The 26,178-nt window shown below is 42.2% G+C and carries 23 protein-coding genes; 20 read left to right on the forward strand and 3 right to left on the reverse strand.

Annotated elements, in window-relative coordinates:
* Nucleotides 1-3: 3 nt before the first annotated feature.
* From recR to QM351_RS00860, 13 genes are all read left to right on the forward strand, one after another.
* Complete coding sequence (recR, locus tag QM351_RS00800; protein ID WP_021152853.1) at nucleotides 4-600, forward strand: recombination mediator RecR; 597 nt, start codon at nucleotides 4-6, stop codon at nucleotides 598-600.
* 76 nt (nucleotides 601-676) lie between these two features.
* Nucleotides 677-1,723: a D-alanine--D-alanine ligase gene (locus QM351_RS00805; protein WP_414326149.1), complete on the forward strand. Its 1,047-nt coding sequence runs from the start codon at nucleotides 677-679 to the stop codon at nucleotides 1,721-1,723.
* Between the two features lie 118 nt (nucleotides 1,724-1,841).
* Nucleotides 1,842-3,212: a UDP-N-acetylmuramoyl-tripeptide--D-alanyl-D-alanine ligase gene (locus tag QM351_RS00810; RefSeq protein WP_414326151.1), complete on the forward strand. Its 1,371-nt coding sequence runs from the start codon at nucleotides 1,842-1,844 to the stop codon at nucleotides 3,210-3,212.
* Nucleotides 3,202-3,813, forward strand: coding sequence for an NUDIX hydrolase (locus tag QM351_RS00815; RefSeq protein ID WP_414326153.1), 612 nt, complete (start codon nucleotides 3,202-3,204; stop codon nucleotides 3,811-3,813). The genes QM351_RS00810 and QM351_RS00815 overlap by 11 nt, the downstream gene beginning before the upstream one ends.
* A 30-nt stretch (nucleotides 3,814-3,843) precedes the next feature.
* Nucleotides 3,844-4,545 carry a YwaF family protein gene (locus QM351_RS00820; RefSeq protein ID WP_414326155.1) on the forward strand — a complete coding sequence of 234 codons (702 nt, stop codon included), beginning with the start codon at nucleotides 3,844-3,846 and terminating at the stop codon, nucleotides 4,543-4,545.
* Between the two features lie 28 nt (nucleotides 4,546-4,573).
* A complete protein-coding gene (locus QM351_RS00825) occupies nucleotides 4,574-5,260 on the forward strand; it encodes a YwaF family protein (RefSeq protein WP_414326157.1) in 687 nt (228 codons plus the stop codon).
* A gap of 13 nt (nucleotides 5,261-5,273) precedes the next feature.
* Nucleotides 5,274-5,954, forward strand: a complete 681-nt coding sequence (locus QM351_RS00830; protein ID WP_414326159.1) for a TIGR02206 family membrane protein — start codon at nucleotides 5,274-5,276, stop codon at nucleotides 5,952-5,954.
* 58 nt (nucleotides 5,955-6,012) lie between these two features.
* The gene (locus QM351_RS00835; protein ID WP_414326161.1) at nucleotides 6,013-7,938 is read left to right on the forward strand and encodes a DUF2207 family protein; all 1,926 of its coding nucleotides are present in this window, start codon (nucleotides 6,013-6,015) and stop codon (nucleotides 7,936-7,938) included.
* A gap of 185 nt (nucleotides 7,939-8,123) precedes the next feature.
* Nucleotides 8,124-9,671, forward strand: coding sequence for a peptide chain release factor 3 (locus QM351_RS00840; protein ID WP_003012237.1), 1,548 nt, complete (start codon nucleotides 8,124-8,126; stop codon nucleotides 9,669-9,671).
* 78 nt (nucleotides 9,672-9,749) lie between these two features.
* Entirely contained in the window at nucleotides 9,750-10,130 is a 381-nt protein-coding gene (locus QM351_RS00845; RefSeq protein ID WP_003015210.1) for a PH domain-containing protein, read from the forward strand.
* Between the two features lie 40 nt (nucleotides 10,131-10,170).
* Nucleotides 10,171-11,079, forward strand: a complete 909-nt coding sequence (locus tag QM351_RS00850; protein WP_070666301.1) for a magnesium transporter CorA family protein — start codon at nucleotides 10,171-10,173, stop codon at nucleotides 11,077-11,079.
* Nucleotides 11,080-11,883: 804 nt separating this feature from the next.
* Nucleotides 11,884-13,455 carry a DEAD/DEAH box helicase gene (locus tag QM351_RS00855; RefSeq protein WP_070589484.1) on the forward strand — a complete coding sequence of 524 codons (1,572 nt, stop codon included), beginning with the start codon at nucleotides 11,884-11,886 and terminating at the stop codon, nucleotides 13,453-13,455.
* A 351-nt stretch (nucleotides 13,456-13,806) separates the two neighbouring features.
* Entirely contained in the window at nucleotides 13,807-14,700 is an 894-nt protein-coding gene (locus QM351_RS00860) for an aldose 1-epimerase family protein (RefSeq protein ID WP_414326164.1), read from the forward strand.
* A gap of 16 nt (nucleotides 14,701-14,716) precedes the next feature.
* On the opposite strand, the gene QM351_RS00865 is transcribed toward QM351_RS00860, so the two are convergent.
* The 3 genes from QM351_RS00865 to QM351_RS00875 all read right to left on the reverse strand — a co-directional run bounded on the left by QM351_RS00865 (nucleotide 14,717) and on the right by QM351_RS00875 (nucleotide 18,136).
* On the reverse strand, nucleotides 14,717-14,980 hold the full coding sequence (locus QM351_RS00865; protein WP_004219743.1) for a GIY-YIG nuclease family protein: 264 nt from the start codon (nucleotides 14,978-14,980) through the stop codon (nucleotides 14,717-14,719).
* Entirely contained in the window at nucleotides 14,970-15,716 is a 747-nt protein-coding gene (locus QM351_RS00870; protein WP_021152863.1) for a tRNA1(Val) (adenine(37)-N6)-methyltransferase, read from the reverse strand. Before QM351_RS00870 ends, QM351_RS00865 begins: the two co-directional genes overlap by 11 nt.
* Nucleotides 15,717-15,796: 80 nt before the next feature.
* Nucleotides 15,797-18,136 carry a cation-translocating P-type ATPase gene (locus QM351_RS00875; RefSeq protein WP_414326166.1) on the reverse strand — a complete coding sequence of 780 codons (2,340 nt, stop codon included), beginning with the start codon at nucleotides 18,134-18,136 and terminating at the stop codon, nucleotides 15,797-15,799.
* Nucleotides 18,137-18,311: 175 nt separating this feature from the next.
* Between QM351_RS00875 and QM351_RS00880 the strand changes: the two genes are divergently transcribed.
* The 7 genes from QM351_RS00880 (at nucleotide 18,312) to QM351_RS00910 (ending at nucleotide 26,134) form a co-directional block, all read left to right on the forward strand.
* Entirely contained in the window at nucleotides 18,312-19,058 is a 747-nt protein-coding gene (locus QM351_RS00880; protein WP_414326168.1) for a lysophospholipid acyltransferase family protein, read from the forward strand.
* Nucleotides 19,059-19,125: 67 nt separating this feature from the next.
* The gene (locus QM351_RS00885) at nucleotides 19,126-19,794 is read left to right on the forward strand and encodes a helix-hairpin-helix domain-containing protein (protein WP_414326170.1); all 669 of its coding nucleotides are present in this window, start codon (nucleotides 19,126-19,128) and stop codon (nucleotides 19,792-19,794) included.
* Entirely contained in the window at nucleotides 19,775-22,021 is a 2,247-nt protein-coding gene (locus tag QM351_RS00890) for a DNA internalization-related competence protein ComEC/Rec2 (protein WP_414326172.1), read from the forward strand. Before QM351_RS00885 ends, QM351_RS00890 begins: the two co-directional genes overlap by 20 nt.
* 75 nt (nucleotides 22,022-22,096) lie before the next feature.
* On the forward strand, nucleotides 22,097-22,699 hold the full coding sequence (locus QM351_RS00895) for a DUF805 domain-containing protein (protein WP_414326173.1): 603 nt from the start codon (nucleotides 22,097-22,099) through the stop codon (nucleotides 22,697-22,699).
* A gap of 23 nt (nucleotides 22,700-22,722) precedes the next feature.
* Complete coding sequence (gene holA, locus QM351_RS00900; protein WP_201036888.1) at nucleotides 22,723-23,757, forward strand: DNA polymerase III subunit delta; 1,035 nt, start codon at nucleotides 22,723-22,725, stop codon at nucleotides 23,755-23,757.
* A gap of 88 nt (nucleotides 23,758-23,845) precedes the next feature.
* On the forward strand, nucleotides 23,846-24,451 hold the full coding sequence (gene sodA, locus QM351_RS00905; protein WP_061455362.1) for a superoxide dismutase SodA: 606 nt from the start codon (nucleotides 23,846-23,848) through the stop codon (nucleotides 24,449-24,451).
* A gap of 210 nt (nucleotides 24,452-24,661) precedes the next feature.
* Nucleotides 24,662-26,134 carry a helicase HerA-like domain-containing protein gene (locus QM351_RS00910; protein WP_414326175.1) on the forward strand — a complete coding sequence of 491 codons (1,473 nt, stop codon included), beginning with the start codon at nucleotides 24,662-24,664 and terminating at the stop codon, nucleotides 26,132-26,134.
* Nucleotides 26,135-26,178: the final 44 nt, after the last annotated feature.

The following is a 26,178-nucleotide window of genomic DNA, read 5'->3' on the forward strand; positions in this document are numbered from 1 at the left end:
ACTATGCTTTATCCAGCACCTATTGCAAAATTAATTGACAGCTATTCGAAGTTGCCAGGAATTGGGATCAAAACAGCGACCCGTCTTGCTTTTTACACTATTGGCATGTCAGATGATGATGTTAATGAATTTGCCAAGAACTTACTGAATGCCAAGCGTGAGCTAGGGTATTGCAGTATTTGTGGCAATTTGACTGATGAAGAAACCTGCGAGATTTGTCGAGATGAAACGCGGGATCCATCCCTCATTCTCGTTGTTGAAGATAGCCGGGATGTCTCTGCTATGGAAAATATCCAGGAATACCACGGTCGTTATCATGTCTTGCATGGCTTGATCTCACCCATGAATGGCGTGGGACCCGATGATATCAATCTCAAGAGTTTGCTCAGTCGCTTGATGGATGGAACAGTTACTGAGGTGATTGTTGCGACCAATGCGACGGCAGACGGAGAGGCAACTTCCATGTATATCTCACGCGTGCTCAAACCAGCAGGCATCAAAGTGACCCGTTTGGCACGAGGTCTAGCAGTTGGAGCCGATATCGAGTATGCGGACGAAGTGACCCTTCTTCGTGCGATTGAAAATCGGACAGAATTATAAGAGAAGTTCTTTCGAAAGGGCTATCATTATGGTATACTATCAAGTAAGAAATCAAGGGAACAATTAGGGAGAAACTATGAGTAAACAAGACTTAATCCTGTTGTATGGTGGACGTAGCGCAGAACGTGAAGTATCTGTTCTTTCAGCAGAAAGCGTGATGCGCGCGATTGATTACCAAGCATTTTCGGTTCAAACCTATTTTATTACGCAGTCAGGAGATTTCATCCAGACGCAAGCTTTTGAAGAGAAGCCAGCGGATGATGAGAAATTGATGACCAACGATACAGTGGACTGGTCTAAAAAAGTCGCACCATCAGCGATTTACAAGGAAGGAGCAGTGGTCTTTCCAGTTCTTCATGGACCAATGGGTGAAGATGGTTCCATCCAAGGCTTCTTAGAAGTCTTGAAAATGCCTTATGTTGGCTGTGGCATCTTGGCTTCTAGTGTCGCGATGGACAAGATCACGACCAAGCGGGTTTTGGAATCTGCAGGGATTCCACAAGTTCCTTATGTAGCTGTAGTGGAAGGCGATGACTTGGAGGAGAAAATTGCTGCAATTGAAGCTACTCTCTCTTATCCAGTCTTTACCAAACCGTCCAATATGGGATCTAGTGTTGGGATTTCAAAATCTGAAAACCAAACAGAACTTCGGACTGCTCTCGAATTGGCCTTCAAATACGATAGCCGTGTCTTGGTAGAACAAGGGGTCAATGCGCGTGAGATCGAAGTTGGGCTCCTTGGAAACTATGATGTGAAAAGTACCTTGCCAGGTGAAGTTGTCAAAGATGTTGCCTTCTATGATTATGATGCCAAATACATCGACAACAAAATTACCATGGCCATTCCAGCTCAATTGGACCCTGAGGTTGTGAAAACCATGCGGACCAACGCAGAAAAAGCCTTTCGTGCGATCGGTGGTTTGGGCTTAGCTCGCTGTGATTTCTTCTATACTGATAAAGGAGAGATCTTCTTAAATGAGCTCAATACTATGCCAGGCTTTACCCAATGGTCTATGTATCCCTTGCTTTGGGACAATATGGGTCTCAACTATACAGATTTGATCACCAAGTTAGTAGAGCTTGGAAAAGAAGTTTTCCAAAAACACGAAGCACATTTGTTGTAAGAAAGAGGCCACCGTTTGGTGGCTTTTTTTGTGGTCTAGAATATGGTATAATAAGAAGAATTTGAAACGAGCGTCTAGACTTTTGGGGACGACGCTACGGAGAACTGAGGAGTCGGATATGAATCTCACATTACATGAAGTTGCTCATCTAGTACATGCAAAAAATAATATCAGCCAATTTGAAGATGTGGCCCTCGTCAAGCCTGAATTTGATAGCCGTTTGATTGGGCCTGGAGACCTGTTTGTTCCTTTGAAGGGAGCGCGTGATGGTCATGATTTCATCGAGACCGCTTTTGAAAATGGAGCCGTAGCCACTTTTTCAGAGAAAGTGATTGAAGGCCACCCTTATATTTTGGTGGAAGATGTTTTGAGCGCATTTCAAATATTGGCTGCAGCCTATCTTCAAAAGACAAAAGTAGATGTTTTTGCAGTGACGGGGTCAAATGGTAAAACAACCACAAAAGATATGTTGGCACAGCTTTTGTCCACTACCTACCTGACCTATAAAACACAGGGAAACTATAATAATGAAATTGGTCTTCCTTATACGGTTCTTCATATGCCAGAAGGGACAGACAAACTCGTCCTTGAAATGGGACAAGACCATCTAGGAGATATCCATCTCTTGTCAGAACTGGCGCATCCAAAGGCTGCTATTGTCACCTTAATTGGGGAAGCCCATTTGGAATTTTTCAAAGATCGAAGCGAGATCGCAAAAGGAAAACTCCAAATTGCGGATGGCATGCCAGAAGGTGGCCTTCTGGTGGTTCCAGCTGATCCGATCGTGAATGCCTACCTCCCTGAAAAACAAAAAGTGGTCCGCTTTGGTCCAGACGAGGAGATTTTTATTACCGAGTTAATCGAGCGAAAGGATAGCTTAACTTTCCGAGCTAATTTCTTAGAAGAAGCGATTGATCTACCAGTAACAGGAAAATACAATGCGACCAATGCCATGATTGCAGCTTATGTTGCCCTGCAAGAAGGAGTGAGCGAAGCGGCGATTCGTGATAGTTTTGCTACCTTGCAATTGACGCGTAACCGCACGGAATGGAAAAAGGCCAGTAACGGAGCAGATATCTTATCCGATGTCTACAATGCTAATCCGACGGCTATGCGCTTGATTTTAGAAACCTTCTCAACCATTCCTGCCAATCCAAATGGCCGGAAGTTGGCAGTTCTTGCAGATATGAAAGAACTAGGGGAGCAATCCATTGATCTGCACAACCAAATGATTCTCAGTCTCTCGCCGGATGTCTTGGATACGGTGATTTTCTATGGCCAGGACATTGCGGGCTTGGCTCAGTTAGCGAGTCAGATGTTCCCACTCGGACATGTCTATTATTTCAAGAAGACAGCTGAGGAAGACCAGTTTGAGGATATGGTCAAACAAGTCAAGGAAAGCTTGAAAGAGCAGGACCAAATCCTTATCAAGGGAAGCAATTCCATGAATTTAGCCAAATTGGTAGAGGAGTTGGAGAATGGCGAGTAATAATGTACTGAAGAACATTCAGCGCTTGATTTCAATCACTAATACAGGCTTAGCGTTCTCAAAAGATCCATTTGATCAAGAGCGCTACCAGGATATTCGTGCCATTTTACAGGATCTTGTCAGAGAAGCGACTGATTTGAATCCACAAGAATTATCGGATTTGTTTAGACCGACAGACCATTACGACACTCCCTTGATTGATGTTAGGGCATGGATTGTCAAAGATGGAAAACTTTGTCTGGTGAAAGGTCAGGGAGAAGAGACCTGGGCCTTGCCGGGTGGCTTTGGTGAGTTTGGCTATTCTCCGACGGAAAACATTTTAAAGGAAATCCAAGAAGAAACGGGCTATTCTGCGCGTGTAATCAGATTGTTGGCAGTATTTGATACCAATCGCTACCAATTGCAGAGCCGCCAATATGTGAAATTGGTATTTGAATGTGAATTGCTGGATGGAAGTTTTCAACAGAATCAGGAAATTTCCGATCTTGCATTTTTTGAGAGAGGGAAAATGCCTGCTCTTTCTACCAAGCGTAATACAGAAGAACAATTGAACTTCCTTTGGGAGGTTTATGATGGGAAACGAGATTTGTATTGTGATTAAAAACGATCTATAAACTAAAGGAATATGAACATGACACTTTGGGATTTATTGTTTACGAACCAAAAATCAGCCCCGCCTGAATTTGGGCTCTGGTATTTCATTCTGCCAGCTTCTTTGTTGGTGGTTGGCTACTTTTCTATTAGATATGCACAGTCCAAAAGCTACCAACGCTTTTGGTATTGGGCGCAGTTGATCCAAGTCTTGACCATCAATGCTTGGTATATTCTTGCCCACATGCCTTTGACGGATAATTTGCCTTTTTATCATTGCCGCTTGGCCATGCTGGTGATTCTTTTTGCACCTAGAGGGACCTATATCAAGCAATATTTTGCTCTCTTGGGAGTTCTAGGATCGATTGCGGCCTTGGTTTACCCAGCCTTTGATCCCTTCCCTTTCCCTCATATCACAGTTCTAAATCTAATTTTTAGCCACTGGGCCTTGCTTGCCAATAGTTTGATTTACCTACAGGATCATTATCAATCTGAAAAACAAGACGGCTTGAGAATTTTCAAGATCACCTTTGGCATGAATGCCTTGATTTTCTTGGTCAACCTTTTGACGAAAGGGGATTACGGCTTCTTACGGCGTCCACCAATTATTGGGGACCACGGTGCACTCTTGAACTACCTTTTGGTTAGCTTTGTGATGGTAGCTGGAATTTGCTTGGTCAACCAACGGTATAAGTACAAATACAAGATGGTTGAAGAGACTGTCGTTTCACAGTCAGAATAGAAAATAGCTTAGCTGAGGTTAGGAAATCATGACTCTTTGGGATTTATTTTTTACCAGTCAACCAACAGCCCCTCCTCAATTGGGGGCTTGGTATTTCTTGTTGCCGACCTCATTGGTAGTGGTGGGTCTTCTATCCATTCGATTTGCTTCTTCCAAAGGCTATCAAAACTTTTGGTATTGGGGTCAATTGATTCAGTTGCTCATCATCAACTCTTGGTATCTAGCTGCTCACTTGCCTCTTTCAGAGAGTCTTCCCTTCTATCATAGCCGGATGGCCATGTGGATTATTCTTTTGGCTCCCAAGGGAAGCTTCAAGCAATATTTTGCTCTTGTTGGTGTCTTTGGCTCCATTATGGCTTTGGTTCATCCTGTCTTTTATCCTTATCCTTTTCCTCATGTATCCTCTATCAACAATGTCTTTGGTCACTGGGCTCTCCTGGCCAACTGTTTGATCTATCTGGGTCAATCCTACCAGGTGGAAGAAGGGGCTGTTTGGAAAATCTGTCAGATGACGTTTGGGGTCAATGCCATTATTCAGCTTGCGAATCTCGCAACGGGTGGAAACTACGGCTTTATGCGTCGCCCTCCTGTGATAGGTGACCACGGCCTTGTGCTCAACTATTTGATCGTGACAGTTCTCATGACGGGGACACTGATTTTCATCAATACGATCGTTCAGTACAGTAAGAAAAGAAGAATACCTAAATCTGTTTAAATAAGGAGATTTTATGCATCATTTTTTCACTACAGAATCTACAGCACCACCAGCTATTTCAGCACTTTGGTATAGTGTGATGGTCTTGTTAATTGTGACAGCGATTATGGTGTCACTTCGCTATTATCAGAATGAGCAATTTCGGAAATGGTTTCAATACTTACAAGGCTTCCAGTTAATTTGCTTGTATCTTTGGTATTTTGCCTACCACATTCCTTGGTCCAATAGCTTACCATTTTATCATTGCCGTTTGGCCATGTTTGCGGTCTTGTTTTTACCAGACCGCTGGAAAAGTAAACAGTTCTTTGCCTTGATGGGAGTGAGTGGAGCCATCTTTGCCTTGGGTTATCCAGTCTTTGATCCCTATACTTTCCCTCATATTACAAGCTTTTCTTTCCTCCTCGGACATTACTGTCTTTTAATCAATTCCTTGATTTATCTCTTGAGATGGTATGATCGAAACCTCTTAAAAAATAGTCAGATTGTTCTCTATACCTTTGCCTTAGATTTATTCCTGGTTGGAGTCAATCAATTGACGGGAGGAAATTATGGCTTGATGGCCCGCCCTCCGATTATGAGAGGGGATAAGGTGTGGCTCAACTATCTGGTTGTATCCAGTATTTTAGCTCTTGCTTTATTACTCTTTAATCAGTTCTTCAGTCGCAGAAGTGAGCGGGTGAAAGTGAGAAAATAACAAGTAGGAAGGTTGGGATATCTCGGTCTCAACCCTGTTTTATATTAAAGGAGAATATATGAAGCGTTTCTTGCTAATGATTTCCCTCATTTGGAGTTTGGTTTGTACAATCACGATCGCACATGCAGATGATGAAGTTCGCTATTCGATTGAATCCTATGTAGGACACCTCCAATTGCAGGAAGATAGCCAAGCAACATTTACACAAGAGATTACCTATCAGTTTCAGACAGGCTATCATGGTCAATATGTGACCCTAGGAAGCGCAGATCCTCTTCCAAAAGGGTTTAAGATTCATCGTCATCCTGAGGTGGAAGCCTATGTGGATGGGGAAAAACGTGAGATTCGTGTAGAGGAGACAGACCTGGAAGATGGTCGGCAATTAAAAATATACAATGCCCGTATCGTCGGAGGAACGGTCAAGATCAAAGTAAAATGGAAGATTGATCATCTCTTGACTTTCTACAAGGATATTGCAGAACTGAATTGGTTTCCTATTTCAGATGGAGATGAGAAAGTCGCGAAATTAGATTTTTATGTAGATGGCTTGGATGCCAAGCAGGGAAAACTGTATGCCCATACTGGTTACTTTAATCCACCAGCCCAAGTCGAACGGACTGCAACTGGTTATCATATTTGGACAAAGGATTTTCCCAAAAATGGTAAGCTCGAACTGCATGCCTATTGGCCAATGACAGAGGCCCTGCGTCGAGACCAAGCAAATGAGATTGACAAGGGAAATGGAAAAGAGAAATTTCTCAAAAAAGAGAAATCCATTGAACAAAAAACGTTCCTCTATCGGACCCTTCTACTCAAGGTCGTTCCAATTGTATCGGTTCTTTTATTTATCCTAGCTTTCATTCCATGGATCCGGTATTTTATCAGTACCAGAACTCGTCGGATTGCAAAAGGAGTACGATTATACGAACCACCACAGAATTTACCTCCTCTTGTCCTAGCTAAGGCACTGTATCAACTTGATTTTGAACGGATGGTGATGTCTAGAGAGAAGGGGCAACTAAAATTTAATCATCTCATCCAGGCAACCATGTTAGATCTTATTGATCGAGGAAATCTTCGGTTGACTAGGGATGAAAATGGGGAAACCTTGACCTGTCTCCATTATGAAGGCTTGGCTGATTTTGAATTGAAGTTTATTGAAATGATCTTTGATCAAGAATCTCAAATCAATATCAGTGAAGTATTTTCAAGGTATAAAATCGACAAAGTAGCCCTAAAAAAAGACTTTCGAGCTGCTAAATCAGACACCCAACGAGACCGTATTCGAAAGGTCGGAAATGACGTTCAATCACTGTTAAAAAAAGATGCCCAGCAATTGTCAAAAGGGGTAGAGAAGGAGATTGCGAAATTAGGATTGCCTTCTTATTTTAGAGACTTATCTGAAAAAGAAGAAGCTTTTTCAAAAACAGGCTGTGCCATACATTTTTGGCTCTTACTGATCTTATTTGTGAGCATGTGTTTCTTATCTTTTGGATTTGGTTCCCACCTATCTTCCTTCTATTTTTGGATGATTGTATTGTTGGTCGTTCTCTTCATTCCATTTTATATTCTTGTGAAAATTCGCGAAGAACATCTCCAATCCTTAGAAAACTTGGATTCACAATTCCAATGGATGGCCTTTCGAAATATGATCGAAAGTATTCCAAATTTCAACCAAGCAGAACTTGAGAGTGTCATCCTATGGAATCGTATCCTAGTCTATGCAACTATGTATGGTCAAGCTAAAAAAGTGAGTCAGGTACTCAAAAATCATCAGATTTCCTTACCATATGAGGATTGGGATGCTGTTGTTTGGATAACGACCTCTTCAAATTCCTTCCTAGACGGCTCTACCTTGATGAGTTATGCAGATGATTCCTATAGCGTTTCAAGCTTCTCTACTAACTCCTCAGATGGCAGTGGCGGTTTTGACGGCGGTGGCTTTTCTGATGGTGGCGGTGGCGGAGGATTTGGAGCCTTCTAACAGTCATGATAAGAGGACTAGAATCGACGGATTTTGGTCTTTCTTTTTGCTCTCAAAGAAGAATCATCGTTGAAAAAAGTGCCTCTTTTCGCTATAATAGGACAGATAGAGAAATTGAGGAGAAATCCGATGTAGAGATGAATTTATAAATTTATCAAAAAATAAGAAGAGAAAGAATTAGGAACATGAACGTACAAGAAGAAATTAAAAAACGCCGTACCTTTGCCATCATCTCCCACCCGGATGCTGGTAAAACGACGATTACAGAGCAGTTGCTCTACTTTGGGGGAGAGATTCGGGAAGCTGGTACCGTAAAAGGAAAGAAAACAGGAAACTTTGCTAAATCTGACTGGATGGACATCGAGAAACAACGTGGGATTTCGGTAACCTCATCTGTCATGCAGTTTGACTACGATGGCAAGCGCGTTAATATCCTAGATACCCCAGGGCACGAGGACTTCTCAGAAGATACTTACCGGACCTTGATGGCGGTGGATGCCGCGGTTATGGTTGTAGACTCTGCCAAGGGTATCGAGGCTCAAACCAAGAAACTGTTTGAGGTTGTGAAACACCGTGGCATTCCAGTCTTTACTTTTATGAACAAGCTGGACCGTGACGGTCGCGAGCCACTGGACCTCTTGCAAGAATTGGAAGAAGTCTTGGGCATTGCGAGTTACCCAATGAACTGGCCGATCGGGATGGGGAAAGCCTTTGAGGGTCTTTACGACCTTTATAACCAACGCTTGGAACTCTACAAAGGGGATGAACGCTTTGCCAGTCTAGAAGATGGAGACAAGCTCTTTGCCAACAATCCATTCTACGAGCAGGTGAAAGACGATATCGAACTCTTGCAAGAAGCCGGAAATGAATTTTCAGAAGAAGCTATCCTTGCGGGTGAATTAACACCAGTCTTCTTTGGATCCGCTTTGACGAACTTTGGTGTACAGACTTTCTTGGAAACCTTCCTCAAGTTTGCTCCAGAACCACATGGCCACAAGAAGACCGATGGAGAAATGGTCGATCCTTACGACAAGGATTTCTCAGGCTTTGTCTTTAAAATCCAAGCCAACATGGACCCTCGTCACCGTGACCGGATTGCCTTTGTGCGGATCGTATCGGGTGAATTTGAGCGTGGCATGAGCGTCAACCTGCCTCGTACCGGTAAGGGCGCTAAGTTATCTAACGTGACTCAATTTATGGCCGAAAGCCGTGAAAATGTCAGCAATGCTGTAGCAGGAGACATCATCGGGGTTTACGATACCGGGACTTATCAGGTTGGAGATACTTTGACAGTGGGCAAAAACAAGTTTGAATTTGAACCCCTGCCAACCTTTACGCCTGAAATCTTCATGAAGGTGTCTGCTAAGAACGTCATGAAGCAAAAATCCTTCCACAAAGGGATTGAGCAATTGGTGCAAGAAGGAGCTATTCAGCTCTATACCAACTACCAAACAGGTGAATACATGCTTGGTGCCGTTGGTCAACTTCAGTTTGAAGTCTTTAAGCACCGGATGGAAAATGAATACAATGCCGAAGTGGTCATGAGCCCAATGGGTAAAAAGACCGTTCGCTGGATCAAACCAGAAGACTTAGATGAGCGCATGTCTTCAAGCCGAAACATCTTGGCGAAGGACCGCTTTGACCAACCAGTCTTCCTCTTTGAAAACGACTTTGCCCTCCGTTGGTTTGCGGATAAGTATCCAGACGTTGAGCTGGAAGAAAAGATGGGGTAAGGAACGATTCAAAACCGATCCATAACAATAGAATAAGAAGACGAAAATCTACCCGTTTTCGCTTATAAAGGAGAAACTATGGGATTACTAAGTGGTTTGATGGGCAATGCCTCTCAAAAGAATGTTGATAAAGTAGAAAGAGATCTGGAAGATATCTTGGTGCCGGGAGAGCAAGTCACACTTGCTTTTAGCTTGATTCGTGATTTAATCGTCTTTACAGAGTTTCGTTTGATCTTGGTGGATAAGCAAGGAGTAACAGGAAAGAAAACTTCCTACAAATCCCTTCCTTATCGCTCCATCTCTCGATTTTCAGTAGAAACTTCCGGTCATTTTGATTTGGATGCTGAATTAAAAATCTGGGTCTCTTCAGCAGTGGAACCTTCAGAAGTTTTACAATTCAAGAGTGACAACAGTGTCATTGAAATCCAGCAAGCATTAGCCAGTGCGGTCTTTAAATAAAAAATCATGTTGATAGAGAACAGTTGAGAAAGGAGACGGAATGTTTATCGATAAACAATTGGGTCAAGATCGGAAATGGATCAATATCGACTCGGATTTGATTGCTGAAAATTCATATCTTTATAAAAAATACGATATTGACAAAGAAACCATTGAGTACGCGATGGATAAGAACGAACGTGCCCATATGGATTACAATCGAGAAAACGGAACGATCACCTTTATCTACAATGTATTGGATTTAGAAAAGGACAAGGAATATTACGAAACCATACCCATGACCTTTATCGTTCAAGATACGCGACTCGTGACCATCAGTAACCAAGACAATGCCTATATCATTGAACAAATGGTTCGTTATTTGGAAAGCCATGAGGAGCTGTCGATCTATAAGTTGCTTTTTGCAGGTCTTGAAATGATCAGTAATGCTTATTATCCGATTATTGATCGCTTAGATAAGCACAAAGATGAACTCAATCGTTTGCTTCGAAAGACAACGACGACAAAGAATCTTTATGCCCTGTCTGACCTTGAGACCGGTATGGTGTATCTGGTCGCGGCAGCCAAGCAAAATCGGATGTTGCTAGAACATATCAAAGCACATGTCATTTATCGCAGGATGAATGATGTTGAAAAAGAGCAGTTTGATGATGCCATGATCGAAGCGCGTCAGTTGGTTTCAATGACCGAGTTGATTTCCAATGTCTTACAGCAGTTGTCTGGATCATACAACAATATCCTAAACAACAACTTGAATGACAACTTGACAACCCTAACCATCTTTGAAGCCTTGTTGGCGGTCTTAGCCGTTATCACCGGTTTCTTTGGAATGAATATCCCTCTTCCGATGACAGAGGATCCCAATGCTTGGATCTATGTATCCCTATGTAGCTTTATATTATGGCTCATTTTGGCAAAGGTCATGCGGTGGATTGTGAAAAAAAGATAAAAAAAAGAGGCTTGGAGAAATCCGAGCCTCTTCGTATCTAGAATAATCTGAGAAATAGGAACCATCTAGACACCTGCCCTCCTCTCCAAAGAAGGGGCAGTGTGAATAGTTCATCGACTGTACAAAATCTTCTTGGAAATAGTAGGAGTAGATTTAATAGTACTGAGTGGTTCTAAATAAATCAGAACTTAGAATAAATCGTTGAATCAGATAAAATGATCCTATTTCTTTATACAGAAATATTTTAGATACTAACTGTATTATACATATTTATTTGTAAAAACGCAAGATAAGAGTTACCAAAAAATAAAAGTTTTCCGATTTTTTTATACTCCAATGATGAAGTATATGAAATGGTCGCAAGAAGAAAACCAGTCCTGGCTAGATTTAGGGGCGTTTTTATAATCTTAAGCTATCTAAGATTTTTTCCTAAAAAATAAAATTAGTCTCCTGTGACTATCATTTGCCTCTTCATTATGTTATACTAGATAAGTTGCAAACTTGTATGAGAGAAATGGTGGGGAGACTGAACAGATGGAAGGCTTCTGTTCGAAAGAAGACTCCCGCAAATAGGATCATGTTGCCTATTTGTTTGAAAAAACGATTCTAGTCAACAACATCCGTTAGGACGCAAAACATTTTTCTCTAAAGAAAATGTAGTCTTAAACAGACGGACTAGTTTTTCTTTAGATGAGTCTTGCGACAGGTAACCGGGAAGATGACTTCCTATGCAATCAGTGCGTATTCGCATTGAAAGAAGTTTGATAAAGTGGCTTCGCACCACTTTTTAGAAAGAAGAAAGAATTGAAATTCAATGAATTTAACTTATCTGCTGAATTATTAGCAGAAATCGAAAAAGCTGGCTTTGTAGAAGCAAGCCCCATCCAAGAACAAACTATTCCTTTGGCCCTTGAAGGAAAAGATGTCATCGGCCAAGCGCAAACAGGGACCGGTAAAACGGCTGCTTTTGGTCTTCCAACTTTGGAGAAGATTGATGTCGATAATACTGTGATCCAAGCTCTTGTTATTGCCCCAACGCGTGAGTTGGCGGTTCAAAGTCAGGAAGAACTCTTCCGCTTTGGACGCAGCAAGGGTGTCAAAGTCCGCTCTGTCTATGGTGGATCAAGCATTGAAAAGCAAATCAAAGCCTTGAAGTCAGGCGCTCATATCGTTGTGGGAACACCTGGCCGTTTGCTAGATTTGATCAAGCGCAAGGCCTTGAAACTTAATCATATTGAAACCTTGATCTTGGACGAAGCAGATGAAATGCTCAACATGGGCTTTTTGGAAGATATCGAAGCCATCATTAGCCGTGTCCCAGAAACACGCCAAACCTTGCTCTTTTCAGCAACGATGCCAGAAGCCATCAAACGAATCGGTGTTCAGTTTATGAAAGAGCCAGAACACGTTAAGATTGCGGCCAAAGAATTGACAACCGATTTGGTCGATCAATACTATATTCGTGTCAAAGAAGGCGAAAAATTTGATACCATGACTCGTCTCATGGACGTGGAGCAACCAGAGCTTGCTATCGTCTTTGGTCGGACAAAACGCCGGGTCGATGAATTGACTCGTGGCTTGAAGATTCGTGGCTTCCGAGCAGAAGGAATTCACGGTGATTTGGATCAAAACAAACGTCTCCGAGTCCTTCGTGACTTTAAAAATGGGAACTTGGACGTCTTGGTAGCAACAGACGTTGCGGCACGTGGCTTGGATATTTCAGGTGTGACCCATGTCTACAACTACGATATTCCACAAGATCCAGAAAGCTATGTTCACCGGATCGGACGGACAGGTCGTGCTGGGAAAACAGGGCAATCCATTACCTTTGTATCGCCAAATGAAATGGGCTATTTGCAAATCATTGAGAACTTGACCAAAAAGCGGATGAAGGGAATGAAACCTGCAACAGCAGAAGAAGCCTTCCAAGCGAAAAAACAAGTAGCGCTGAAGAAAATTGAGCGAGACTTTGAAGATGAAAAAATCCGGACCAACTTTGAGAAGTTTGGCAAGGATGCTCGCAAATTGGCTGCAGAATTCACTCCTGAAGAATTGGCCATGTATATCTTGAGCTTGACTGTTCAAGATCCAGACAGCCTTCCAGAAGTTGAAATTGCGCGTGAAAAACCATTACCATTTAAACCATCCGGTGGTGGCTTTGGTGGAAAAGGCAAAGGTGGCCGTGGAAATGGCCGTCGTGGAGACCAACGTCGTGACCGCAATCGCAGAGATGACCGTGAAGGTGGACGCCGTGATTTCAAACGTAAGTCCAATAAAAATAGCCGAGACTTTGAAGGCAAGGGCAACAAACGTCCTCATCGTACTTCCAATGAAAAGAAAAATGGATTTGTCATCCGCAATAAAGGGGATAAATAAGCCCTAAGAACGGTCTAGCAATAGGCCGTTTTTTTAATGAAAATCAAAAATACAAGGGTTAACCAGCTGTTAACCCTTGTATATTTATAAGGAGACCTAAATGATAACTGACTCTTTTAGAAAAATGTATCATGATAAGGAGCATCCAAAAAAGTCAGACAACAGAAAGAATGAATTCCTAAAATGGAATATTTCTGTTAACATATTAAGTCTACAATTATTTCCAAGCCTTGTCAAGGATTTTTTCTTATTTTTTTAAAAATTTTTAACTAAAAAGATAAAAATTGACAATCTTAGCTAAAAGGTTATAATGAATATAATAACTATATTAATTATAAAGAGGTGTCGTCCATGGTGATTGCATTAAAAAACGATGATCTAGAAGTACAATGTAAGACATTTGGAGGGGAATTGAGCTCCATTCGTAATAAAGAAGGCGTAGAATATCTCTGGCAAGGGGATCCAGAGTATTGGTCAGGACAAGCGCCGGTTCTGTTTCCGATTTGCGGGAGTGTTCGTAATGGTCAAGTGCAGTATCATCTAAAAGATGGAGTGAAGACAGGCCAGCTTCCAAGACACGGCCTTATTCGGAAGAGAGAGTTTGAACTCAAAGAACAAACAGACCATCGTCTTGTCTTTGAAATTACCTATAACGACGAAAGCTTACAAAATTATCCCTACCATTTTCGAGTGGAAATTATCTATGAATTGCAGGGGAAAGAGATCACCATCACCTATCGCGTGCAAAATTTAGAGTCAGATCAAGTCATGCCTTATTTCATTGGAGGGCATCCAGCCTTTCGTTGTCCCCTTTTAGCAGATGAAGACTATGAAGACTACGAGTTGATTTTTGAAAAAGAAGAAAGCTGTAGCGTTCCTCTCTTGTTCACAGAAACCGGGTTGGTTGATCGCCTGCAGCGGACGCCATTTTTAGACCATAGTCGTAGCCTACCTTTGCGCCATGAACTATTTGAAAAAGACGCCATTATTTTAGATCAATTAGCTTCTAAATCTGTGCAGCTCCTCTCGAAAAAATCTGGTAAAGGTTTGGAATTTGCCTTTGCAGATTTTGAGAATCTCGTCCTTTGGTCTACCAATAACAAGGGGCCTTTCATTGCCTTGGAGCCTTGGACGGGTATTTCCACATCTGCAGAAGAGGGCGATTTCTTCGAAGATAAAAAAGGTGTGATCCAGTTGGCTCCTCAAGAAACACGGAGTCACCAGTACCGTATCACCATTTTGTAAATGAAAAACCGTTGGACTAAGGAGTCCGACGGTTCTTTTTGATATAGTTTAGCTTTGCTTGGCGTGATTTCTTTTTAAAGAGAGCCTCGGCAGACATAGCAGAGGGTTTATCTGGATAGGATTCTTGGTAAAGAAGTTTAACGGGGAGGCGAGCCCGTGTATATTTGGCGCCTTTTCCAGCATTGTGAGTCTTTAGGCGTTTTTCAACATCCGTGGTGTAGCCAGTGTAGAGGGAGCCATCCGCACACTCTAGGACATACATGTAAGCCTTAGTTTCCATAGTAGATCTCATGAATCTCGTCTGTATAGCTGCCGTCTTCATTGTGAATAAAGAGGGGAGGCAGAATTTTTAAACCATCCAGTGAGCCATCCTTGATCGCCTCAATCAACAACATATTCGCCTCTTTGGTCACTTTGGGATAGACAAACTGGATCCGCTTAGGTGCAAGATTGTAACGTTTCATGGTTTCGATGATATCCAAGAAGCGATCTGGACGATGGACCATCGCTAAGCGGCCATTTGATTTAAGAACTCGCTGAGCCACATGGCAAATCTCATCTAAATTGGTCGTAATTTCATGTCGAGCTAAGAGGTAGTGTTCACTCTCATTGAGATTGGAATGCTCATCCACCTTGAAATAAGGGGGATTGCAGAGGATAATATCCACCTTACTGCCCTTGATATGTTGGGGTAAATGCTTGAGATCATCGGTGATCATGGACATTTGCTGGTTCAAGCCATTGAGAGCAATGGAGCGGGTTGCCATATCCGCCAGACGTTCCTGTATTTCGACACCAATGATCTGGGCTTCTGTCCGAGTACTCGCAAAAAGTCCCACGGCCCCATTTCCAGCGCAGAGATCTACGATCAAGCCCCGCTTGGGCAATTTTGGAAAGCGCGAGAGCAGGACGCTATCCACGGAATAACTAAAGACTTCCCGATTTTGTATAATTTTCACATCACTTGAAAAAAGTTGATTGACGCGCTCGCCGTCTTTTAATTCGATATCTGTCATGGCTCTATTATAGCATGAAAAGAGGCCTGGGGAAAGATCGATAAAACATAAAAAGTTGAGAGTTTTTACTCTCAACTTTTTTAATCAAATTCATATTTTTGGAGAATTGTAGTGAGGATAAAGACTCCTGTAAAGATGGCCATCAATGCCAGATAAACTGGGAAAGTAGTGGCTGTAAGGAGGGAAATCTCGATCAAGTTTTTCAACACGATCGCAGATGCGTAGAATCCTACTACAGAGAAGAGGATGAGGAGGGCCCGCCAGATATTTAGTGGCAGGCAAGCACGGATAACGGATAGGAAACCGATGGATCCAAGTAAGTAGTAGGATACAGTAGACATATCGGCTGCAGACCAACCATGGCTTGCTCCCCAAAGGCGAATGAACAAAACACTAAAGACGACCATCAAGGCGCTTGGTAAGGCTAACAGAAGGGAACGTCTCAAGAAGTGTTTTTCAACCGGTTTGATATTGCGTTCAAAGGTCAACACAAATGGTGGGAATCCTTCGACGAATTGGTCAATCAGGGTGATTTGAATAGGGATGAAAGGGAAAATCAGCAAATAGTTGACGTTAAAGAAGAGAGCACTGGCAATACAGATGATAGCCAAGAGGAAGGAATAGATCGTTTTGATAAAGAAGATTGGAGCGATTCGTCCAATGTTATTCACCACACGACGGCCTTCAAAAAGAATTTCTGGAACGTCATTAAAGTCAGAGTTCAAAAGAACAATATTGGCAATTTGACGGGTTGCGGGATCTCCTTCAGCCATCACGATGGAGCAGTCTGCTTCGCGAAGAGCAAGGATATCATTGACCCCATCTCCTGTCATAGCAGTCGTCCGACCAGCTGCTTTCAAGGTTTGGATGAGTAGTTTTTTCTGGTGAGGGGACACGCGCCCAAAGATAGCTGTTTCTTCTGCTTGATCCACTAATTGATCATCAGAAATTTTTGAACAATCGATGTAGTTCTCATAATTTTTGAAGCCAGCTTGTTGAGCGATATAAGAGACCGTCACAGGGTTGTCACCGGAGATGATTTTGAGATCCACTCCTTGTGAGCGCAAATACTCAAGAGTATCTGAAGCCCCTTCACGAATGGGGTCTGTAATCTCAATAACCGCAATCCCTTCAAGAATTTCAGGCAGTTTCAATTCCTGCATGCTGATCAGTTCTGAACTGTGAGCCAAGACGAGCACGCGTGATCCACGAGCTTGTGCTTCGACGACAGCAGCTGGATTTTCTTGAAGGAGCATTTCAGGAGCACCGAGAAAGACGGTTCCAAGGTTGGATAGGTGCATGGCTCCCCATTTCCGATCACTTGAGAAAGGAATAATGTTTTCCGCAGTATAAGCATGCTCCAACTCCCCATAAGCCTTGCGAATAGCTTGAGCAGTAGGATTGGTGTCCTCGCTATTTTGCATGTAAGCTGAAAGGATAACTTTGATGGTTTCCTCAGAAAAATGATCAGATAAGCTATGGAGCGATTCGACTGTCATCTTCCCTTGAGTGATGGTACCGGTCTTATCAAGACACAAGGTATCCACACGCGCCAAGGTTTCCACTGAGTACATTTCTTGGACAAGAACCTTGCGCATACCGAGCTTAATCACCGCTGTCAAAAGAGACGTAACCGTCAGTAGGGCAATTCCCTTTGGCAACATTCCCAAGAGAGCTGTGGAAGAATTCACGACAGAATCCTTGATCGGCAGCATCTTGATCAACAATGCTTCAAAGAAGAGGGCAAGGCCAAATGGGATGATAATTTTCCCAGTGAAGCTAGAGATTTTCGCTAAATTATAGAGAATACGCGAATTGATAGGCTTCAAGGTTTTGGCTTCCATCATTAGTTTGTTGGCATAGTTGTTTGCCCCAACTCGCTTGACACGGGCATAGACTTGACCACTGGCAATATAACTACCAGAAAGCAGTTCATCACCAATTTCTTTTAAGACCAGGTCACTCTCACCAGTCAGCATAGCCTCATTAGCTTCTGCAATACCGGACATGACTTCAGCATCACTAGGGATCTGCTCACCCGAAGACAGAAGCATTAGATCACCTAGGACAAGCTTCTCTGGTGGAATCGCATCTTTTTCCCCGTCTCGAATGACAGTCACCAGCTCACGACTCATGAGATTGAGTTTATCAATCATCCGCTTGGCGCGCATCTCGGTCATGATTCCTGTAATGGCATTGAAGCAAATAACCGCGAAAAAGATCATATTGCTCCAGGCCTGTACAGCAGCCAAGGCTACGGCAATCACAAAGTTTAAGGTATTAAACAAGGTGAAGACGTTGCGCTTGATGATTTGCCAGGTACTGGTACTTGTATTCGTTGTAAAATCATTGGTTTGTCCGCGATCCATTTTCTTGCGGACTTCACTGAGGGATAACCCCTTTAATTCATTCGTTTCCATAGACAATATGATATCATTTTTTTGAGAAAAAGACTATCTAGAATAGGTCCGCTGAGACATTTTTTATCTAAAAAAAGTTTGCGGTCAAAATCAGGTTACGGTATAATGAGAAAGAAGGTTCAATATGATTGACTATCATGTTGAGAGATTAATGAAATGGATTTGAGGAACAACTATGTTTTACACCTACTTACGGGGCCTTGTTGCCTTTATTCTTTGGGTTTTAAATGGCAATGCCCATTATCATCATAAGGACAATATTCCAGATCGGGAAGAGAACTACATATTGGTATCGCCTCACCGGACCTGGTGGGATCCAGTCTATATGGCCTTTGCGACCAAGCCAAAGCAGTTTATCTTTATGGCGAAAAAAGAACTCTTCACCAATCGTATTTTTGGCTGGTGGATTCGTATGTGTGGGGCTTTTCCGATCAACCGTGAAAATCCGGGAGCAGAAGCCATTAAGTATCCTGTCAATATGCTGAAAAAGAGCAACCGTTCCTTGATTATGTTTCCAAGTGGAAGCCGTCATTCTCAAGACGTCAAAGGCGGTGTTGCCATCATTGCCAAAATGGCTAAGGTCCGTATCATGCCAGTGACATATACTGGTCCAAGAGATTTGAAAGGGTTGGCAACGGGTGAACGCATTGATATGAACTTTGGACATCCGATTGAAATTTCGGATATTAAAAAGATGAATGACGAAGGAGTGGCAGAAGTTGCCCGTCGTATTCAAGAGGAGTTTGATCGCTTGGATGCGGAAGCACAAGCGATCAACACCCCAACAAAACCGTTTATCTTGATTCGTTTGTTAAAAATCCTTTTGATTCCCCTTGTCTTAGTCGTGGCCATCTTGACCTTGCTCTTTAGTTACCTAGCCAGCTTTGTATGGAATCCGGACAAACATCGAAAAAACAAGTAAAAAAACTGAGAGTTTTTCTCAGTTTTTTTTTATTTTTACGAATAATAAAAGTGAGAGGAGGTTTCTTATGGAGGATATCATCGAAAAAATCAAAGAATATAAGCTCTTTTTAGCACTTACAGCTATCGGACTCTTACTTGGAGGGTATTTTCTTTTCCATCGACCTCAGTCAAATGCATCCACTATACCGGATCTTTATCAGGCTTCTAGTTCAACTTCGAGCAAAGAAAAGACATCTGCTTCTAGTTCAAGAGAAGAAAAGCCAGCTGCTTCAGTGTCTGATGCGCCCGAAATCATTACGGTCGATGTCAAAGGGGCTGTTAAACAACCAGGTGTCTATGAGTTACGCTCTGATAGCAGAGTTCACGATGCCATTCATAAGGCGGGTGGAATGACTGCTGAAGCCAATAGCCAATCGGTCAACTTGGCGCAAAAACTCTCTGATGAAGCAGTGATTTATGTTGCCAAAGAAGGGGAGGATGTTCCAGCACTTGGAAGTTCAGAAAGTCCTGCAACTTCGTCAGCATCGGCAGTAAAAACAGGCAAGGTCCATTTAAATCGAGCGACCGAGTCAGAGCTCCAAGCGGTATCAGGCATTGGCCAGAAACGTGCCCAGGATATTATCGCCTATCGCGAGGCAAATGGCCCTTTTCGATCAGTGGATGATCTTAAAAATGTTTCAGGAATCGGGGAGAAAACACTGGAGAAACTAAGAGATGCTTTCACGGTGGATTAAAGAGCTCCCTTTTTCGCTTGTACACCTCGCTTTTTTACTTCTTTGGTTGTATTTTAGTGTTTATCAACCATCTTGGCTTTCGATCAGCGGTCTAGTAGTGGTAATATGTTTAGTGGTTCATCACTATAAGGAGGATCGCTCAAGTTTGTTGCGTCTTGCTTTAGCAATTCTTTGTTTTGCGGCCTTCTTTGTTTTTCAGCGAGTCCATGATCATCCAAAACAAGTCGAAAGTCGGTCCCCAGCCCATTTACATCTGATCCCAGATACCATCAAGGTTAATGGAGATGCCCTGTCTTTTCGTGCTAAAGATCAGGGTAGTACCTACCAAGTTTTTTACACCTTGAAATCTGAGAAAGAAAAACAGCAGTGGCAAAATCAAATCCACTTGATGGATTTGACGTATAAGGGTGTCATAGAAGAGCCAGAAGGGCAGCGAAATTTTAGAGGTTTTGACTATCGAGCTTATTTGAAGACTCAGGGAATATATCACCAAATTAGAATTGAAACGATCCAATCTGCGCTTCCCATCCAAACGTGGAATGTTTTCGATTGGCTATCTCAATGGAGGCGCCAAGCCATTGTTTGGAGCAAGGATCACTTTCCCCAGCCGATGAACCAGTATATGACCGGCCTTCTTTTTGGTTATTTAGATACGGATTTTGAGGAGATGGATCAGCTTTACACGAGTTTAGGAATTATTCATTTGTTTGCCTTGTCTGGAATGCAGGTCGGCTTTTTCATTAATGGGATCCGAAAAGCTCTCTTACGTCTAGGAATCTTGCAAGAAACAGTCGATATCTGGATGCTTCCAATCTCTTTGGTCTATGCTGGCTTGACAGGTTTTTCTGTTTCAGTGGTTCGCAGTCTCTTACAAAAAATCCTCTCTCAAAAGGGCATCCGAGGGATGGAAAATATGGCGATGACCTTGATGCTCTTAATGATTCTCATGCCCAAGTTTCTCCTGACAGCTGGAGGCGTCTTGAGTTGTGCCTATGCCTTTATTTTGACCTTGGTAGATACTAATTCTTATTCAGGAATTAAAAAGGTGCTAGTGGAAAGTTTCTGGATTAGTCTGGGGATCTTGCCCCTTTTGACCTATTATTTTAGTGTCTTTCAACCATGGTCACTCCCTTTAACCTTCCTCTTTTCTTTCTTGTTTGATCTTGTTCTCCTTCCAGGGTTAACAGTGCTATTTATCTTATCGATTCTAAAGCCGCTTACGATTTTTAATAGTTTCTTTCTACTCATAGAGGAGTGTATTCGTTGGATCTCAAAGCTCACGTCGGTACCGTTGGTATTTGGGAAGCCGACGGGATTAGCTCTGATCGTCCTCTTACTTCTTTTAGGGACCTTATATGATCTTCGAAAGCAAAAAAAACTTCGTTTTCTGTTCATCGGTATGATTCTACTCATCTTTTGTTGGACCAAGCATCCTTTAGAAAATGAGATCACCATGGTGGATATCGGTCAAGGAGACAGTATCTTTTTACGCGATTGGAAAGGAAGGACCATTTTGATTGATGTCGGAGGACGCGTCACTTTTAAAAGTGGAGACAAGTGGCAAGAGCGCAGTCAATCTGCCAATGCGGATAAAACTTTGATTCCCTATCTCAAGAGTCGAGGTGTTGGAAAACTCGATGCTTTGGTCTTGACCCATACAGATCAGGACCATATGGGCGATATGGTAGAGGTTGCCAGACAAATCCCGGTTAAAAAAGTGTATGTCAGTCCAGGCAGTCTAACCAGTTCCAAATTTCAAGATAAATTGAAACAGCTTCATAGCCCAGTTAAAGTAGTCCAGAGAGGGGATCAACTTCCTATTTTTGATCATCATCTCGAAGTATTATCTCCTGATGAAGTGGGGGATGGCAAAAATAATGATTCGATTGTCCTCTATGGGCAGTTTTATCAGAAACGGTTTTTGTTTACAGGTGATCTGGAAGAAGCTGGGGAGAAAAAACTATTGGGAAACTATCCCCAATTACAAGTGGATGTTTTGAAAGTAGGCCACCACGGATCGAAAGGTTCCTCTAGTGATGTATTCTTGGATCAGCTACATCCCCAATTGGCCTTAATCTCCGTTGGAAAGAAAAATCGCTACCAGCATCCTCATAAAGAATTGCTTGATCGTTTAGAGGAACGATCCATTTCTTACCTTCGTACCGATGAAAGAGGAGCGATTCGCTTGATTGGGTGGGATCATTGGAGGGTAGAAACGGTCCGCTAGAGATAAGGAGAGGTTTGCTTTCTATGCTGAAAATTGCTATTATAGAAGGTGAAATCAATGTAAAGGTAGAATCGTATGAACGCATTTAAGCAATTTTGGATACAGTATGCAGATTTTTCAAGTAAGACCAGTCGAGCTCATTTTTGGCTAGCTTTTTTCTGGAATTTCCTGATTTCTTTGCCTCTTTGGGTTTTTTACATCGTGACTTCTTTATCCCATCAAAATGCTCAAGAAATACTCAATTTTTCAACTATTCATTCTAAAACAGGTCTATGGGCACTCGCTATCTTAGCATTCTTTTACTTCCTCATTTTGGTACCCAGTCAAGCCATTTGTGTGCGTCGCTTGCGGGATGCTGGGATCCATTGGTCTTGGATCTTTTTGAACCTTGGTCCGGTCCTACTCTATTTATTGTCAGGGCTAGATATTTTCCTATTTCTTTGGGTGATTACAGTTATTTCTCTCCTGATTCTCATGATGCTTCCAGGAAAAAATACCTTCCCACAACCAGTAGAAACTCCTATGGGAGTAACTTCTGAACCACAGGTCACAGCCACAGAAGGAAGCTTTGGAGGCAACTCGTTTGAGCAAATTCCTAATTTTGTAGCAGCTCCAGATTTGTCCGACGAAAAACCACCATTGGAACAAAAAATGGCTGCTGAATACGAAATCCACTAAACGGATAAAGATAAGAGAGTTTCATGCAAGCAATTACCGACACTAAACATCTGACGGTTCAAACTCTGCCTTCTATTCTTGTCTTGACAGGCGAGGATGTAGGTCAATTTGAATGGTTAAAAAAAGACATTTTAAAAAAAATAGGCTATGATCCCTCAGATTTGAATTATTCTTATTTTGATATGAAGGAAGCCTCCTATGCTGAGGTAGAGCTGGATTTGGTCAGTCTTCCCTTTTTCGCTGATGAAAAAATTGTGATTTTGGATCACTTATTGGATCTGACTACTGCCAAAAAACGCTATTTAACAGATGAAGATCTGAAGCAATTTGAAAACTACCTGGAAAATCCTTCTGAATCGACCCATTTGCTGATATTTGCAGAAGGGAAATTAGATAGTAAGCGTCGCTTGGTCAAACTCCTAAAACGGGATGCCCAAATCATTGAAGCGGCGACTCCTAAAGAGCAAGAGGTAAAGCGCTATTTTGCAAGCCAAGCCCAAGAATTGGGCCTGCAGTTTGTGGGCGATTCCTTGGACCAACTACTCTTAAAATCTGGCTATGATTTTGGAGAGTTACAGAAGAATCTCGCTCTTTTGCAGGCTTATAAAGAGGATGGTCAGATTACCCTCGAAGATATTGAGGAGGTTGTTCCCAAAACCTTGCAAGATAATATTTTTGATCTGACCCAAATGATTCTCAAACGCCAAATCGATCAAGCTCGGAATTTGGTGAAAGATCTCCGCTTACAAGGAGAAGATGAAATAAAATTGATTGCTATTCTGTTGGGGCAATTCCGAATGTTTTCTCAAGTAAAAATATTTTCAGAAGAAGGTCAATCCGAAAACCAAATCGTAGCGAGCTTGTCGGAGTTGTCAGGACGCAAGGTCAATCCATATCAGGTGAAGTTTGCCTTACGGGATAGCCGCAAACTTTCCCTGTCCTTTTTGAAGCAGGCCATGATGACCTTCATCGAGACGGATTATGCAATTAAAAGTGGAACGTATGATAAAGACTACTTATTTGATTTGGCACTTTTAAAAGTGGCAAATAGCGTCTAAACATGAATGAAATTGCAAGCAGATTAGTTGAATAATTTAGCTGTTTGCGTTATCATCAAGTCAGTAATAAAGAAAAGAGGACCATAAAATGGCTATCATTTTACCAGAATTACCATATGCTTATGATGCATTGGAACCTTATATCGATGAAGAAACCATGCATTTGCACCATGATAAACACCATCAAACATATGTAAACAATGTGAATGCAGCTCTTGAAAAACATCCTGAAATTGGAGAAGACCTTGAAAGCTTGTTAGCTAATGTTGAATCCATTCCAGCTGACATTCGCCAAGCTGTGATCAACAATGGTGGTGGTCATTTGAACCACGCTCTTTTCTGGGAATTGATGACTCCAGAACAAACAGCTCCTTCAGCAGAACTTGCTGCAGCTATTGATGCCACATTTGGTTCATTTGAAGACTTCAAAGCAGCCTTTACAGCAGCAGCAACGACACGTTTTGGTTCTGGCTGGGCATGGTTGGTTGTCAACAAAGAAGGTAAACTTGAAGTCACTTCAACAGCAAACCAAGATACACCAATCTCTGAAGGAAAAACACCAATCCTTGGTTTGGATGTTTGGGAACATGCCTACTACGTAAAATACCGTAACGTACGTCCTGACTACATCAAAGCTTTCTTCTCAGTGATCAACTGGAATAAAGTTAATGACTTGTTTGCAGCAGCAAAATAATAAAATAAAGGAATCTATAAGAGCGACAATTGGCTCTTATAGATTTTTTTGTTTGTATCCGGAAAATCGGAGTATAATTTCTTGCGTTTGGACAGGAAAATGATACACTAATAGGAGTGTGTCATACTTATCAGAAGCCCATTTTGAAGGGCCTAGGCAAGGAAAAGATGACCGTTAAAATGAAAACTGAAACATTCAGGGAGAAATAAAATGACTAGTATTACCATTACCAAAGGAGCAGTTGAGACACCTATCTATTTACGGATGTTAAATCGTCATGGCTTGATTGCAGGAGCAACAGGGACAGGGAAAACAGTTACCCTCAAGGTTCTCACAGAAAAATTAAGCAAAGAGGGCATTCCGGTCTTTCTAGCTGATATCAAGGGAGATTTATCTGGTTTAGCCAAAGCGGGGCAATGGACTCCAAAACTGGAAGAACGCTACAAACTGCTTGGCCTCACAGATCCGTTTGAGCCGCAAGCCTTCCCTGTTCGATTGTGGGATGTCTTTGGCCAAGCTGGTCATCCTGTTCGTGCGACTGTCGAAGGAATGGGGTCATTGCTTCTTTCTCGTCTACTTGATTTGAATGAAACTCAATCAGGAATTCTTGCAATTGTCTTTAAAGTGGCTCAAGAGAAAGATTGGCCCTTGATTGATTTGAAGGACCTGCAAAGCCTTTTAAAGGAAGTCTATGAACACAGCTCAGACTATTCTGCCCAATATGGTAATATCACCAAACAATCTGTCGGAGCGATCCAAAGAAGTCTCTTGGTTCTTGAAGAAGAAGGAGCAGACCAGTTTTTCGGAGAGCCCGCACTTGATTTAAATGACTTCATGCAACTCGATTCATCTGGTCGTGGGTATATCAATATTCTTTCGGCTACAAAGCTCTTTCATTCACCAAAATTGTACTCAACCTTTTTGATTTGGATGCTGTCTCGTCTCTTTGAAACACTTCCAGAGGTTGGGGATCCTGAAAAGCCAAAACTGGTCTTCTTCTTTGATGAAGCGCATCTCCTCTTTAAGGATGCAAGCAAGCTCTTTCTTGAGAAGGTCGAGCAAGTGGTACGCCTGATTCGTTCTAAGGGTGTAGGGATTTACTTTATTACCCAGAATCCTCAAGATCTCCCAGAATCTGTTTTGGCACAGCTTGGAAATCGTGTTCAGCATGCTCTTCGGGCTTATACACCCAAAGAAATGAAGGCCATCAAGGTTGCTGCCCAAAGTTTTCGTCCGAATCCAGACTTTGATACAGAAACAGTGATCACAGAGTTAGGGACAGGGGAAGCCTTGGTTTCTTTCCTCAATGAAAAGGGACAGCCTAGTGTGGTTGAGCGTGCTTACATTCTCTCTCCTCAATCGAGTTTTGACCTCTTAAATGAGAGTGAACAATTGGCCTTGATCACAACATCGCCTTTCCATCAAAAGTATGCGACGACGATTGATCGGGAATCTGCCTATGAAAAATTAGCAGCTAAAGCCAGCAAGGAAGCGCAAGAAGAAGAGAAAAAAGAAGCAGAGAAAGAACGGGCTGCAACAGAAAAAGCAGAGCAAAAACGCAGTCCAGGTCGTCCAAGAAAATCTAGTCTTGAAAAGGCAAAAGATTCCTTCTTGAGTTCCTTATTCCGGACGATTGCGCGTGAGATCGCTAAGCTCATTATGGGCTCCTTTAAACGAAAATAAGCCTTTGATGAAAAGAAATAAACTTTTTAAAAAGAAATCGTTTT

Source organism: Streptococcus parasanguinis, assembly GCF_047465465.1.
GTDB lineage: Bacteria > Bacillota > Bacilli > Lactobacillales > Streptococcaceae > Streptococcus > Streptococcus parasanguinis_AI.